This is a genomic window from Providencia sp. PROV032, from assembly GCF_028484875.1.
GTDB classification, from domain to species: domain Bacteria; phylum Pseudomonadota; class Gammaproteobacteria; order Enterobacterales; family Enterobacteriaceae; genus Providencia; species Providencia rettgeri_E.
On sequence record NZ_JAMPSX010000016.1, the window covers coordinates 94,422 to 108,944 of the forward strand.

At 39.2% G+C, this 14,523-nt stretch carries 13 protein-coding genes; 3 read left to right on the forward strand and 10 right to left on the reverse strand.

The annotated features are described in order from the left end of the window. Window positions 1-142: 142 nt before the first annotated feature. The 3 genes from PSF42_RS12105 to PSF42_RS12115 all read right to left on the reverse strand — a co-directional run bounded on the left by PSF42_RS12105 (window position 143) and on the right by PSF42_RS12115 (window position 2,130). Window positions 143-430: a DUF333 domain-containing protein gene (locus PSF42_RS12105; protein WP_272680073.1), complete on the reverse strand. Its 288-nt coding sequence runs from the start codon at window positions 428-430 to the stop codon at window positions 143-145. A 58-nt stretch (window positions 431-488) separates the two neighbouring features. Further along, window positions 489-821, reverse strand: a complete 333-nt coding sequence (locus PSF42_RS12110; RefSeq protein WP_125893030.1) for a DMT family transporter — start codon at window positions 819-821, stop codon at window positions 489-491. Between the two features lie 109 nt (window positions 822-930). Then, complete coding sequence (locus PSF42_RS12115) at window positions 931-2,130, reverse strand: sugar transporter (protein ID WP_125893028.1); 1,200 nt, start codon at window positions 2,128-2,130, stop codon at window positions 931-933. 368 nt (window positions 2,131-2,498) lie between these two features. Here PSF42_RS12115 and PSF42_RS12120 point away from each other — a divergent pair, with 368 nt between their 5' ends. Continuing rightward, complete coding sequence (locus PSF42_RS12120) at window positions 2,499-2,720, forward strand: DUF2594 family protein (RefSeq protein WP_125893026.1); 222 nt, start codon at window positions 2,499-2,501, stop codon at window positions 2,718-2,720. A 176-nt stretch (window positions 2,721-2,896) separates the two neighbouring features. Here the strand turns inward: PSF42_RS12120 and PSF42_RS12125 are convergent, their stop codons facing one another. From PSF42_RS12125 to PSF42_RS12155, 7 genes are all read right to left on the reverse strand, one after another. Then, window positions 2,897-3,175 (reverse strand): hypothetical protein, encoded by a 279-nt coding sequence (locus PSF42_RS12125; RefSeq protein ID WP_213912662.1) that lies wholly within the window; start codon window positions 3,173-3,175, stop codon window positions 2,897-2,899. Between the two features lie 199 nt (window positions 3,176-3,374). Continuing rightward, complete coding sequence (locus tag PSF42_RS12130; protein WP_125893022.1) at window positions 3,375-4,757, reverse strand: alanine/glycine:cation symporter family protein; 1,383 nt, start codon at window positions 4,755-4,757, stop codon at window positions 3,375-3,377. 345 nt (window positions 4,758-5,102) lie between these two features. Next, entirely contained in the window at window positions 5,103-5,984 is an 882-nt protein-coding gene (gene htpX, locus PSF42_RS12135; RefSeq protein ID WP_125893020.1) for a protease HtpX, read from the reverse strand. 419 nt (window positions 5,985-6,403) lie between these two features. Further along, window positions 6,404-7,099, reverse strand: coding sequence for a cell envelope biogenesis protein TolA (locus PSF42_RS12140; RefSeq protein WP_272680074.1), 696 nt, complete (start codon window positions 7,097-7,099; stop codon window positions 6,404-6,406). 284 nt (window positions 7,100-7,383) lie between these two features. Further along, entirely contained in the window at window positions 7,384-9,426 is a 2,043-nt protein-coding gene (gene prc, locus PSF42_RS12145) for a carboxy terminal-processing peptidase (protein WP_125893016.1), read from the reverse strand. A gap of 19 nt (window positions 9,427-9,445) precedes the next feature. After that, complete coding sequence (proQ, locus tag PSF42_RS12150; RefSeq protein WP_272680075.1) at window positions 9,446-10,135, reverse strand: RNA chaperone ProQ; 690 nt, start codon at window positions 10,133-10,135, stop codon at window positions 9,446-9,448. Window positions 10,136-10,245: 110 nt separating this feature from the next. Then, the gene (locus tag PSF42_RS12155) at window positions 10,246-10,728 is read right to left on the reverse strand and encodes a GAF domain-containing protein (protein ID WP_213912660.1); all 483 of its coding nucleotides are present in this window, start codon (window positions 10,726-10,728) and stop codon (window positions 10,246-10,248) included. A gap of 132 nt (window positions 10,729-10,860) precedes the next feature. On the opposite strand from PSF42_RS12155, the gene yebS reads away from it, so the two are divergent. Beyond that, window positions 10,861-12,087, forward strand: coding sequence for a membrane integrity lipid transport subunit YebS (gene yebS / locus PSF42_RS12160; protein ID WP_125893010.1), 1,227 nt, complete (start codon window positions 10,861-10,863; stop codon window positions 12,085-12,087). Next, a complete protein-coding gene (locus PSF42_RS12165; RefSeq protein WP_272680076.1) occupies window positions 12,062-14,401 on the forward strand; it encodes a PqiB family protein in 2,340 nt (779 codons plus the stop codon). Before yebS ends, PSF42_RS12165 begins: the two co-directional genes overlap by 26 nt. Window positions 14,402-14,523 lie beyond the last annotated feature (122 nt).

Here is a 14,523-nt window from a genome sequence, read left to right on the forward strand (position 1 = left end):
ATAGCCCGTATATGAATAGTGAGAAATATAATTAAACAAAAATAATTCGGGGTATTAAAATAGATTACAACCAAAGGAATATAGAGAGTTAATTAATCTTATATTAATAATTAATAAAAGATTAATTAACTTTATAATAAAATTATATACAAGAACCCGATTGTATAATGTCAACAGCGCAACGCTTACCATTCGCAAATTGACATACTGCAGTTTGTGAGCCATTTAATTCTAATGTCAGTGCAGGCAAGCCTCCCGCTGACACGCAAGCTTCTTGCGCACCTGGCCCTAAATTGACTACTTGCTTGGCGTACTGACTCGCAGAATGTTCCACAGATTTATCTACGTTTGAGCTACCACACGCAGATAACATGACAGATATAAACCCAGTAAGTGATATTACTATTACGGGTTTTAAAAATTGACTCATCCGATGCCTCATTCCTTGTTTCTCCAATCATGCTGCCTGAATATTCTGCACCAACGATTTAGTGCCCACCACTTTTTGAAAATAAATTGATGACTAACACACCAACAATAATTAATAGCATACCAATAATTGCAGGTAAATCGAGTTTTTGGTTGTAAATATAAATTGCAGCGATGGAAACCAGCACAATTCCCAAACCTGACCAAATTGCATAAGCAATCCCTAATGGCATGGTTTTTACTACCTGTGAAAGCCCCCAAAAAGAAACTGCATAACCAATAATAACAATCAAAGACGGCCAAAAACGACTAAAACCATCAGATGCTTTTAATGTGGTCGTTGCAATGACTTCAGCAATAATAGACATCAATAAAAAACCTAGACCCTTCATTGTCTTTCCTTATTATTAGAATGCGTTACTTAGATAACAACAAAAAAGCTCTGTTTATCATTAAAATAACACAGAGCTTTTTATCTTTACATCATAATGAAAATGCGAGTTACTGATTTACAGCGGTACCTGTTTTATCGCTGAGGGTAACACTATAACGCTTGAACAAATAGACACATAACGCGAAGGCGATAAGACCAATCACACCACCAATATAACCAATCTGGGTCATCCCCATATGGACAATAACTTGATTACCTAACAGTGCTCCAGCACCAATACCAATGTTGAAAATTCCAGAAAAAATTGACATTGCCAAGTCGGTGGCATCTGGAGATAAATCAATCACCTTAACTTGCATTCCTAAACCAATGCACATCATTGCCATTCCCCAGAATACGGATAACATCACCAAAGACCAAACATCTCTACCTAATGGCATCAGCAATAATAAGCAAATCGTCATAAATGCGATTGCTGCGGGTAAAAAAGATAATGAAAATTTGCTGCTATAGCGGCTAAATATGACGCTACCAACAATACCGGCTCCACCAAAAATTAGCAGGAGTAAAGTGGCAAAGTTTTGGCTCTGTAATGCAACCTCTCGAACAAAAGGCTCAATATAACTGTAAGCCGTAAAGTGCGCCGTCACTGCTAACACTGTTAATGCAAACATGCCAACGAGTGCCGGTCGTTGAAATAACATAGGCAAACTTTTTAGCGAGCCAGAATGTTCACTTGGTAAACGAGGTAAAAAACGGATCAACACAACCATAGTGAACAATGCAATAACACCGATACCTAAAAATGTCGCTCGCCAACCCAAGAATTGCCCCACCACTCTGCCAAGGGGAAGACCCAATACTGTTGCTAATGCAGTCCCCGTCGCTAATAATCCAAGCGCTTGAGCTTTTTTACCTGCGGGAGCAACCCGAATAGCCAACGATGCCGTAATTGACCAAAATACCGCATGAGATAAAGCCACACCAATACGTCCTGCAATTAAAATATCAAAACTCCATGCAAAACCAGAAATAATATGGCTAATAATAAAGATAACAAATAAGAAGCCTAATAATTTACGACGCTCTATTTTACTGGTTAATAACATTAGAGGTAGCGACATCAAAGCCACAACCCACGCGTAGATTGTTATCATCAAACCAGTATGTGCGACCGTCATATCAAAGCTTTTTGCAATATCACTGAGTAATGCAACAGGCACAAACTCTGTTGTGTTAAAAACAAATGCAGCAACCGCTAATGCTATTACACGGATCCAAGCTGTTTTTCTAGAAACTTGCGTCATATTTCTTTTAGCCTTCACTTTCCCACAAATAATAGATACCAATCACCTAATTGGGTATAAAAATTGCTGCGAAAAGACATTGGTATTTAGTACAGGATTGAGACGTTACTGAGCAACTTTGGTTGCCAATAAATCTTTTTGTGAATTGTATCACAATTTTTCATTACTCATAAAGGCTCCTTTCCACTTACCGGTAAGAAAAACAGCGAGCCTAGAGGTGATCCCCCTCCTACATACTATTTAATTGTTCGTTCAAATTTAACTCATTAATCTGAATATTTATAACATTCAGTTATCTGAAAACACATAGTATTACTTTCTATGCTACAATCTTGCTATTATTTTTTTATGATTAAAGGACCTTTTTAATGAAAACCCATTTTCCTACTGAACCTAACGTTAATACTTTAGCGGATGAAGTTACTTGTCTAAAAAATTTGCTGACGCATATGCTAAAAGCTATTGGTCAGGCTGATGCAGGTAAAATTTTAATCAAGATGCAACGTGAAATTGCACAAATGGAAGACGAAAAACAGGCAGAAACCTATAAAAACACGTTAGAACAAATAAAAACAGGCTATCGCCAATAGATTATTTAGCGATAAATGCTATTTTAAGGATATATATACTATTGCGTGGTTTAAACTGCACAAATAACTAAGTTTTAATCATGAAAATCATCTATCTTTATTCATGAATTAAACCATTCTTTATTCATTTAGCTCCCCCTTCAGAACCCTATGAAGGGGGCTTTTTTTTCTACAACTTATGCATTATTCCGCTTATAAATATCTTGGCAATGCTGAATATATTCATCAACAGTCGTATCCGCGGTTTGTTTGTCCCAGCTTTTCTGCTCTTCGAAAGCCCACATTTGAAATGTTTGCCCTAAGTTAGCCCCTGATATGCCAACTTGCTTATATACCCGATGGTAAAAACCTTGCTCAGAATGATAAATCTCAAATTTAAATGGAACTAACCTAGCGGGGTTTGTCGTTGTCAAAAAATCATTACCAAACAATAACGTTTTCTCCAGAATATCCATTCTATCCCCTTGTTTAATTTATAAAATACGCATGGTTTACAACTTCTCTTCTAAGCATAGCGCATTTAACGCCATTCCGTAATTTTACCGATAAAAATAGATGATTTATATATTGCCCATCGATAAGCTTTATGAATAAGAGGGGGATATTGAAGAAACAATAAGCTTCATCATTAAAATGAAGCTTATTGCCAATCAATTATGATTTATTGTCGTACAACTGTTTTGCCATATCAATGCTATCTGCGTTCACATCTTTTATATGGTCACGTGTTAACCGGTAAACAACAGGGCTTAAAAGTAACAGAGCAATCAAATTAGGGATCGCCATCATTGCATTTAGTGTGTCAGCTAATAACCAAACAAAATCAAGCGATTGCGTTGCCCCAACTGGTAAAGCTATCAACCATAAAACTCGGTACGGCTTTATTGCTCGCAATCCAAATAAATATTGCACACATTTTTCACCATAGAAACTCCACCCTAAAATGGTAGTAAATGCAAATACGGCTAATGCAATAGCAACAATGTAATTTCCACCAGGAATGGCTGTTTGGAATGATGATGCAGTTAATGTCGCGCCAGTTTCACTGGTCAGCCAACCACCAGTAATAATGATGGTTAATCCCGTGACAGAACATACAATGATAGTGTCAATGAATGTCCCTAACATCGCAATAAGCCCTTGGCGAATAGGATTTTGTGTTTTTGCAGCAGCGTGGGCGATAGGTGCACTTCCCAAACCCGCTTCATTGGAAAACACGCCTCGCGCAACCCCAAAACGTATTGCAGCCCATACAGCCGCCCCCGCAAACCCACCTTGAGCAGCAACAGGGTTAAAAGCCGAAGTAACAACCAAAGAAAGTGCCGCAGGGATCTCAGTAAAATAAATACCAAGCACAATGATGCCTGCGCCAAAATAGGCAACAGTCATAAATGGGACAAGTTTTCCTGCAACATCAGAAATACGTCGCAGCCCACCAATCAATACCGCACCAACTAATAAAACTAAAGCCCCTGCGGTCAACCATTTATGCACACCAAAGTTACTTTCTAGTACATCAGCCACTGAGTTCGCTTGTACCGTATTGCCGATACCAAAACTGGCACATGCACCGAAGAAGGCAAACAGTGTTCCCAGCCAAATCCATTTAGGGCCTAATCCATTTTTAATGTAGTACATTGGGCCACCAATATACTGGCCATATTTATCGACTTCACGAAAACGGACAGCTAACACCGCCTCAGAGTATTTTGTTGCCATCCCCACCAATGCCGTCATCCACATCCAAAACAACGCGCCAGGTCCTCCCATGACAACCGCAGTTGCAACCCCGGCAATATTCCCCGTACCAATCGTTGCCGATAACGCAGTCATTAATGCATTAAAAGGTGATATTTGTCCCTCACCTCGTGATTCATTCTTTTGAAACAATAACTTAAAACCTGTTCCAATTTTCCTTATCGGTAGGAATGCAAGTCGAATTTGCATATAAATACCAACGCCTAAGATCCCAACAAGCATTGGTACTCCCCACACCACACCATTTAGTTCACTTAACCACGTCGTTATCAAATCCATCCTACCCCCAATCAACTCACATTAATTAACATGCAAATAAAATTTATAACAATTCCTTATCAATCTAATAAAGATTAAAAGTAAAATAAAAGCGAACAAAATTTCAATAATTCATCATTTAAAATAAAAGATTGTGAGTAAGCTCACTTGTGATTTATCGATTGCAGTTATAAATACAATTAATTGCGAGCCGCCATTAAAATTGAGTTAGTTGAATATGAATGGGTATTTGGAAAGGGATATGTGTGCATCCTGCATCAATAAAAATGCCCAGTAATTAAACAATTACTGGGCAGATACTAAAACCATTGTCTACATAAGACGTACTTTAGATAATTATTTAGGTTACTTTAAATATTGACCTGAACGTAATGCTTCAATGCGCTTGTCTAATGGTGGGTGTGATAAAAATAATTCACTGAATGCTTTACCACGACCATTGATGCAAAACGCCATTAAACGGCCTTCTTCTTGTGGCTCATAGCTGGTTTTTAACCGTTGCAATGCCGCTATCATCTTTTCACGACCGACTAATTTTGCAGAACCTGCGTCCGCATGGAACTCACGGTAACGAGAGAACCACATCGTAATGATGCTTGCCAAAATACCGAAGACGATTTCAAGTACCATGGAAACCGCAAAATAGACCATTGGGTTACCATTGCTACTTTCACTTTCGTTATCACTGTTGGACATAAAACCTGCCGCAACCTGTGCAATAATACGAGAAATAAAAATAACGAACGTATTCACCACACCTTGCAATAAGGTCATCGTGACCATGTCACCATTTGCGATATGGCTAATTTCATGAGCGATTACCGCTTCCGCTTCATCGCGGCTCATATTTTCTAATAACCCAGTACTCACCGCAACAAGTGAAGCATCACGGCGTGCGCCCGTAGCAAACGCATTGATATCTGGGGCATGATAAATAGCCACTTGTGGCATCTGAATACCCACTTGTTGTGCTTGGCGCGCAACGGTTGATACTAACCACTGTTCGGTTTGGTTCCGTGGAGTTTCAATAACTTCACCGCCCACTGATTTCAGGGCCATCCATTTGGACATTAAGAGTGATATGAAAGCACCACCAAACCCAAACAGACCCGCCATAATCATAAGGCCTTGAACACTACTCCCTCTGATCCCAGTTAAACTTAGGATTATCCCAAACACAAACATAACAGCTAGGTTTGTGAGTAAGAATAAAGCAATTCTCATCATTTTTTATGTATTCCTTGGTAAAAACAAATATACGTAGAATTTACTTTATAAATAAGGTTTTTTCACACTATTTCAAGTGTATTAACGCGAAAACCCTAAAAAATAACATAACTTTACATAGCCACATGCAAAACTCATTCATATACACTAAATAAATAATTACTTTTTATAGGAAAAATTTTAACCACTTGTTTTTACAGGTTCATTTTATAACCAGTTAAATTTAAAGTTATTTTTTATTGAAACGATAAAGCTAGCTCGTCAATTACCAAAAACAATTTGGTGTATTTATCTATCTTATCACTTACTTTGTTCACCAAACGAATGAATATTCAATTTTACTTTCATTTTATTAAAAAATAATGCCACATTAAGTGGCACTATTTTGCTCTATCGTAATTTGCTGTTTTATTTTCGGACTAATTAGCTTTCTCTTTAGTTGATCTTGTTGTTTTTTCTTTTACTGTTTTAGCTGACTCTTTATCCGCAGCTTTAGATGCTTTCTCTTTCACCGCTTTTGCTGACTCTTTATCCACAGCTTTAGATGCTTTCTCTTTCGCGGCTTTTGCTGACTCTTTATCTGCAGCTTTAGATGCTTTCTCTTTCGCGGCTTTTGCTGACTCTTTATCTGCAGCTTTAGATGCTTTCTCTTTCACCGCTTTTGCGGAGCCTTTATCTGCCTCTTTGCTAACTTTATCTTTTACGTCTTTAACTTCTTTATCCGCAGCTTTGCTCGCCTTCTCTTTTACTGTCTTAGCTCTGCCAGATGCTTTATCACTAGCCTTGTCTACTTTATCAGAAACGGTTTTACTGGCTTTGTCACTCGTATTTTTTATTGAATCAGAAACCGATGACTTACTTGATTGCTTGACTGCACCTGTGCCAATCACTGCCCCAGCCGCTTTTACTTTACTGTTAATATCATTTTTTAATTCTCTCGTACATACTTGCTCTGAGCGGCTAGTTGACCCATCATTACAGATAAACTTCTCCCCGTCACAACGGTCAATTCCGCCTTTACTTCCAGAGCATGGGTAATTTCTTGCATTCGCTGTATTAATAGATGCAACCATCATTACACTAACAGCCATTAATCCTATAAATAATTTACGCATGATATTGCCTCGTTGATAAGGAAACTATACCAAAGTTTAGGATAAATTAAGTAAAGGTAAAGAAGCCTATAAATAATTATTAATTCCAGCTAGTTATTTTAAAAAATAAAATAACTAAAGTATAAAACCGCATAAATTTCGACATTACTTATTAAAAACACCAAATTCACAATAAGTTGATATTGCGTTTTTCGTTTAAGATATGTATTAAATCGGTACTGTAATGACTCAAAAAATTAAGCCAGCTTAGGCGCTGGCTTAATTCGAAAAATAATAAGAGAAAATTATTTATTATTTGATAATAACTTAGTGTGTTGGTTAGCCAAATCGACTGCCATTTTCACCGTTTCATCGAGGTATGGATCCGGCCCTTCGTAATCTTTAGGTAAATCATCAATTGATTTCAGTAATGGTTTACCTTCTCTAGTATTACGTTCATTTATACGTTTCAATTTTGTCGCTTCAATTTCTGAATCTTCTTTTTGTCGCTCAGCATAGTTGAGTGAAATAAGATTCTTACTTTCTTTGTTAACTTTATAGCGCGCAATATCTTCATCAATATAGTTGAATTCAGGATCTTTGCTAATACGTGCCAAATGTTGCGTTTTTATTGGTGATAAATCAGAAGCAACATCACCAACAGGCGTATATTTTGCCGGTGGGATGCTATCCCATGGCAATGCATTATCCTCAAAGCTTTCACCTGTTTCAGCTGGATCTTGGCCTGTAGGCATGACCACATCAGGGGTTACCCCTTCACGTTGTGTACTACCACCATTAACCCGATAAAACTTCTGAATGGTATACTGGACAGAACCTAATGAAGGCCATTCTGGTTTTAGCATTTGATCGTAAACACGGCTCAGACTACGGTGCTGCTGAACGGTACCTTTACCAAAAGTCGGCTCGCCCACAATCATCGCCCTACCGTAATCTTGCATTGCCGCTGCAAAAATTTCAGATGCAGATGCACTAAAACGATCGACTAAAACAACGAGAGGACCTTTATAGTAAATAACATCGTCATCATCGATATCTTGGCGAACTTGACCGTTATTATCACGAACTTGAACAATTGGCCCTTTCGGAATAAACAGGCCGGATAACGCAACGGCTTCAGTTAATGCACCACCACCATTACCACGTAAGTCAATAACCAATGCCGAAACATTATCTTTTGCCAAGTTTTGCAATTGTGTTTTAACATCATTCGTTAAACCGACATAAAAACCAGGAATATCTAAAACAGCGACTTTATCTTTACCTTGCTGCTTAATAGTCAACTTAACCGCTCGGTCTTCTAACCGGATCTGCTCCCGAACTATCGTGACAATATGTGGCTTCGCCCCTTTAGTATCAGAAACGACTTCTAACCGAACTTTGCTTCCTTTCGGCCCTTTGATTAAAGCAACCACATCATCAAGGCGCCAACCAACCACATCAACAATCGGCTTACCCGTTTGACCTACACCGATAATTTTATCACCGACTTTTAGCTCTTTACTTTTAGCTGCTGGGCCTCCAGCAACTAACGAGTTAATAACCGTATTTTCGTCATCTTGCTGTAATACCGCACCAATTCCTTCTAATGATAAACTCATTTCTGAATTGAATTGTTCTGTATTACGAGGCGATAAATAACTTGTGTGCGGATCGATTTCACGGGCGAAAGAGTTAACGATCAATTGAAACACATCTTCACTTTGCGCTTGCGTTAAACGCCTTAACGCAAAGTTATAACGTTTCGTCAGTTTCTCTTTGATTTCTTTATCATCTTTCCCTGAAAGTTTTAAATTCAACCAGTCATAACGCACTTTTTGGTCCCAAAGACGATCAAGTTCTTGCTTGTCTTTGGGCCACGGTGATTTAGAACGGTCAACTTCAATTGAATCAGTCGCATTTAAATCGATAGGTTGCTCTAAACGAGCCAATGCATATTTAAAACGCTCGAAACGCCTTTCCTGTGACAGGTTATACAGGTCATAAAACGTATCTAATTTGCCATCCTCAAGCCACTGACCGACTTTGCCTTTATCTTTGGCGTATTGCTCAATATCAGATTGGAGTAAAACATTATGACCAAAATCTAGCATATTAAGATAACGGTCAAATATCTTCCCAGAAAACGCATTGTCTAAATCAAATTGACGATAATGTGAGCGAGTGAACCGAGATGTGACTCTTTCACTCACAGTGCCGTGTTGTACACTCTGTTTTAAGACAGGTAACTGAGCCGCAGTGACCGGAGCCACTGCTTGAGTATTAGCGACCGCACTGCCGAAAGTTGCTAGACTTACCACCAGTGCAATTTTAAGAAGTTTGTTCATGACCTGATTGACCTCCGTATCAGAACTTTAAATGTTCCGCGCGTACAATCATTGCCAGCCCTGTTGGCAATTGAACCCTGACACCATCTTTTGCAATTTCCAGCACAGAAGCGTCCATCACACTAGTGCCCACTTTCACTTTCAAAGTTTGGCCAATCTGTAGTGCGTTGATGTCAGTCACTGATTTCAGGTTTTGCTCTGGAGCTGGTGTATTACGGCGAGGGTTTTTAGCTGGTGTATTTTGCGGACGTTCTTTATTCTCTGTTGGACGGCGGCGAGGCGCTCTTTCTTTAGTTGCATTTTGAGTACGCGGTGTTTTTTCACCCGTTTTTTGTGCAACTGGGCGTTTTTGTGCTTTTTGTTCAGCACGTTGTGCTTGAACACGAGCTTTAGCCTCAGATAACTGTTGGCGCGCATGAGCAATATGTTCTGCGTCTAATTCACCACAATCTTCACCGTTTAGGTCAACGCGTTTAGCGCCCTCTTTAACACCGTAAAGATAACGCCAGCTAGAAGTATACATGCGTAATGCAGAACGCAATTGCGTTTTACTAATACCATCTTCTTCTTTTAAGCACCCTACGATATCTTGAAAAATTCCGACTTTTAACGGACGTGCTTCGCCTTCAGCGATAAAACAGCGAGGAAAACGCTCTGCTAGAAATGCGATAACTTCTTTACTACTATTCAACTTAGGTTGATTTTCCATGAAATTTCCTGATAACAACGATTTTGCCAACCTCACGGGCATGAACAAGCTGACATTATAATCGTGTTGCTGACAATTGCCACGTTACTATTAATTTAACTGACCATTATTTAATGATATTTAGGCATAGAACACATTGCCAAGTGTTGACACAACTGGCTTACAAGGTGCAGTAACCCTTTTTCATCCTCTTGGTCGAATTGGCTAATATTTGGGCTATCGATATCTAAAACCCCGATAGTTTGCCCATTAACGACCAAAGGAAAGACAATTTCTGCGTTACTAGCTGCATCGCAGGCAATATGACCTGGGAATGCATGAACATCTTCTATACGCTGAACTTGGTTATTGGTAAAGGCTGTTCCACAAACGCCTTTACCAAAAGGGATCCGCACACACGCAACCTTACCTTGGAAAGGCCCCAGTACTAATTCTTGCCCATTACTGAGATAAAAACCAGCCCAGTTAACACCTTCTAAACATTCATATAAAAACGCACTGGTATTTGCTAAGGTTGCAATTAAATCATACTCACCTGCAAGTAGAGCAGAGAGATTGTCTGAAAGTTCAAGATAATACTTCTTTTTATCCATAATTATTTCTTGTAATAATCAAGCAATTAATCAAATATTTGTAAGCGTAGTCCTAAGATTACCAATTTGTCACTTTGAGGTAAATTCTTTTACACTAGATTACATCTAGGTAACCACCTAAAATGAGTCAATATGAGCCACATTAATCACACTGATTTGCTTTTTCAACGCTGTAATCATTGCAATCAGAAACTACTAACTCCTCGATTCAGCAGACGGCAAGTCGTTATTTGCCCTCGCTGTCAGAGCCAACTTAATGATGGGCGGTCTTGGTCACTTAACCGTTTATCGATATTGGCTGTCACATTATTAATGCTTGCTCCTATTGCATTTTGGCAACCACTCATTTCTATTCATTTATTAGGAAGCCAAATCAACGCAAATGTCATTGAAGGTATTCGCTTAATTAACCAACAGGGGGACCCATTTACAGCCAGTATAGTGGCTTTTTGTGCTATTGCCGCCCCCTTGTTATTACCAATTTTAATTTTATTGTTATCCATTGGTCAGCGCATCAATTTGAACCTCCGGCCTATCCTTTTAGTGCTAGGGCATATCAAAGAGTGGGTTATGTTAGATGTTTACCTGATAGCATTAGGTATTGCCGCCATTAAAATGCAAGATTACGCAAGTGTATTCATTGGGCATGGTTTAGTCGCTTTTATTACCATGTCGATTCTCAGCTTATTAATTCTCATCCATATGAACCTAGATGAGCTATGGCATAAGTTTTATCCCACGAATAATAAAAAAGCTCAAGATAGCACATTAGCTTGTACTGCCTGTCATTACACTGGGCCTGCGAATTGGAATGGGAAATGCAGGCGATGCCATCGCCCTCTTCATTTTCGGGAACCTCATAGCTTACAAAAAACCTGGGCCGCACTAATTGCTGCCATGGTGTTATTATTTCCTGCTAATTTAATGCCAATCTCTATTTTTTATCTCAATGGACAGCGTTTAGAGGACACCATCTATTCTGGCGTCGTTTCTTTAATTGATACAGGTAACTGGCCAATCGCAATTATTGTATTCATCGCCAGTATATTAGTTCCATTTATTAAGATTATTATCATGATATTGCTACTATTTTCTATCCATTTGAAAAGCAATACTGATCCTATTCTACGTATGAAATTACTTAAGTTTGTTTCATGGATTGGTCGTTGGTCCATGTTGGATTTATTTGTCATTGCCTTAATGATGACACTTGTTAATCGAGATCAGCTGATGTCTTTTACTATGGGGCCTGCCGCTCTGTATTTTGGTTCAGCCGTTATTTTAACAATTTTGGCTGTTGAGTGGTTAGATAGCCGTTTAATTTGGGATTCTTATGGAAAATCAAAACCCGCAAAATGAACCCTCTGAGGAAATATCAGAAGCCATATTGCGTAAACGCAAACAAATTTCGCCTTTCTGGCTATTGCCTTTGGTCGCTATTTTTATCGCAGGCTGGCTTTTGTTTCAACATTGGACTGAACGAGGTACAGATATCACGATTGAATTTACATCTGCACCTGGTGTTGTCGCCAACCGAACACCTATCCGATACCAAGGCGTAGAAGTTGGTTTAGTACAATCCGTTGCTATCAGCAAAAATATGAAAACCATTATTGTGACCGCTAGTGTGAATAAAGATATGCGGCCGGCCCTAAATTCAGGCACTAAATTTTGGTTAGTCACCCCCAAAGCATCATTGGCTGGCGTTTCTGGCCTTGATGCTCTGGTTGGTGGAAATTACATTGGCATGTTACCCAGCACAGGAACAGAGCAGTTCTCTTTTGTTGCACAAGATACGCCCCCACAACTCAATATTGATAAAGGTGAGTTACTTATTCACCTTACAGCCCCAGATCTAGGCTCATTGAATGAGAACTCCCCTATTTATTACCGGAAAGTGCCTGTTGGTTATATTTCGGACTACACTATTTTACCTGATAACAAAGGCGTTTCCATTTCTGCGGTAGTAAAAAAACCTTATGTTCACTTGGTTCGTAAAGAGAGCCAGTTTTGGAATGTATCAGGGCTTCAAGGCAATTTTGACCTTAAGTCTGGCGCGAGCCTAAAAATGGAAAGCCTTTCTGCCGTTATAAATGGCGCCATTGCTTTTGACTCACCACAAAACAGCCCACAAGCGGAAGAAGGGCAAAAATTTGTTCTACAAAGTAGTAAAAAAATCGTTAAAACCGAAGAACAAGATGGCAAATCTCCCCTTATGCTAACACTTTGGGCACACGATACTTACGGTGTCGATAAAGAGCAACCTATTGTTTATAAAGGTATCCAGATTGGTGAAGTGTTACAGCGTCACCTAGAAGCCGAGAAAGTCAATTTTAGTATCTTAATATATGATGAGTTCAAGCACCTTGTCCGTGAAGATAGTAAATTTATCGCAAATAGCCGAATGGATATCCAATTAGGCCTTAATGGACTGCAATTCCAAGGCGCTACCCCTCAAGAATGGCTAGATGGCGGCATTCATTTAATTGCAGGACAAAGCAAAGAAAAACTCCCTGAAACGTTTCCTTTATATCGTAGTGATGATAATGCAAAAGCGGGTATTTTGGGGGCTTTACCGCCTACCACTATCACCCTCAACACTACGACACTACCCGATATCCAAGCGGGCTCTGTTGTTCTTTATCGCCAATTTGCCGTCGGTAAAATCATTGCCATTAAACCAACTAAATCCGGGTTTGCGATCAATGTAAATATTTCAAATGAATATCTTCACTTACTCACTGAAAACAGTGTATTTTGGGCTGAAGGTGGCGCAAAAGTTCAGCTTAATAGTAACGGTTTAACCGTTCAAGCTGCACCACTGAGCCGAGCCATTAGCGGTGCTATTAGCTTTGATAACCTTGATGGTAGCGTCGCCAATACCGCTCGCCAACACACACTTTATCCAAATGAAACCTCAGCTAAAGCGATAGGAAGCATCATTACCTTAACAACATTTGATGCATCAAAACTCTCAGAAGGCATGCCTATCCGTTATTTGGGCATCAATATTGGCCAAATTGAATCATTAAAATTGTCATCTGATAAACGTGAAGTGCAAGCAAAGGCGATCCTATACCCTGAATATGTCAGCACTTTTACCAAACTAGGAAGTCGTTTCGCTGTTGTAACCCCTGAATTATCGCCCGCGGGTTTAAATAATTTAGATAGTATATTACAACCCTATATTAGCGCAGAACCGGGACGTAATAATAAAAGCCGTTATCAATTTGAGTTACAAGCTGCAAATATTACAGACTCGCGTTATCTAGATGGTTTAACTATTTACCTTGATGCGAGTGATGTCGGCTCCGTTCAAGTTGGCACGCCTATTTTATTTAGAGGCCTAGAGGTCGGTGTTGTTACCGGTCTATATTTGGGAGAGCTTTCCGATCGTGTATATGTTGCCACACGCATTGGCAAGGAGTACCAATATCTGATTCGCAGCAATACCGAGTTTTGGCAATCCTCCGGTTTTAATTTTTCATTTGGTTTAACGGGTGGCGTTGCTAAAAGCGGAACTTTCAAACAGTTTGTGCGTGGTGGTATCTCCTTCGCAACCCCGCCGTCAGTACCTTTAGCCCCACAAGCTAAGCCTGAACAGCATTTCATTCTAAAATTGGAACCCCCTAAAGATTACATGGCATGGGGAACGTCTATCCCTAAAAAATAACCACTATTAGGGTGCATATTAACCACATATTGCACCCTTTCCTAATACACACCATAAAAATTATTTTGGAAATTAATTCCATTTGTACTATTCTTAACTTCGTTGGGCTGATTATATATGGT

Coding starts and splice junctions, on each gene's coding strand:
- PSF42_RS12105 (WP_272680073.1), bottom strand. CDS start 430: ATGAGTCAATTTTTAAAACCCGTAATAGTAATATCACTTACTGGGTTT.
- PSF42_RS12110 (WP_125893030.1), bottom strand. CDS start 821: ATGAAGGGTCTAGGTTTTTTATTGATGTCTATTATTGCTGAAGTCATT.
- PSF42_RS12115 (WP_125893028.1), bottom strand. CDS start 2,130: ATGACGCAAGTTTCTAGAAAAACAGCTTGGATCCGTGTAATAGCATTA.
- PSF42_RS12120 (WP_125893026.1), top strand. CDS start 2,499: ATGAAAACCCATTTTCCTACTGAACCTAACGTTAATACTTTAGCGGAT.
- PSF42_RS12125 (WP_213912662.1), bottom strand. CDS start 3,175: ATGGATATTCTGGAGAAAACGTTATTGTTTGGTAATGATTTTTTGACA.
- PSF42_RS12130 (WP_125893022.1), bottom strand. CDS start 4,757: ATGGATTTGATAACGACGTGGTTAAGTGAACTAAATGGTGTGGTGTGG.
- htpX (WP_125893020.1), bottom strand. CDS start 5,984: ATGATGAGAATTGCTTTATTCTTACTCACAAACCTAGCTGTTATGTTT.
- PSF42_RS12140 (WP_272680074.1), bottom strand. CDS start 7,099: ATGCGTAAATTATTTATAGGATTAATGGCTGTTAGTGTAATGATGGTT.
- prc (WP_125893016.1), bottom strand. CDS start 9,426: ATGAACAAACTTCTTAAAATTGCACTGGTGGTAAGTCTAGCAACTTTC.
- proQ (WP_272680075.1), bottom strand. CDS start 10,135: ATGGAAAATCAACCTAAGTTGAATAGTAGTAAAGAAGTTATCGCATTT.
- PSF42_RS12155 (WP_213912660.1), bottom strand. CDS start 10,728: ATGGATAAAAAGAAGTATTATCTTGAACTTTCAGACAATCTCTCTGCT.
- yebS (WP_125893010.1), top strand. CDS start 10,861: ATGAGCCACATTAATCACACTGATTTGCTTTTTCAACGCTGTAATCAT.
- PSF42_RS12165 (WP_272680076.1), top strand. CDS start 12,062: ATGGAAAATCAAAACCCGCAAAATGAACCCTCTGAGGAAATATCAGAA.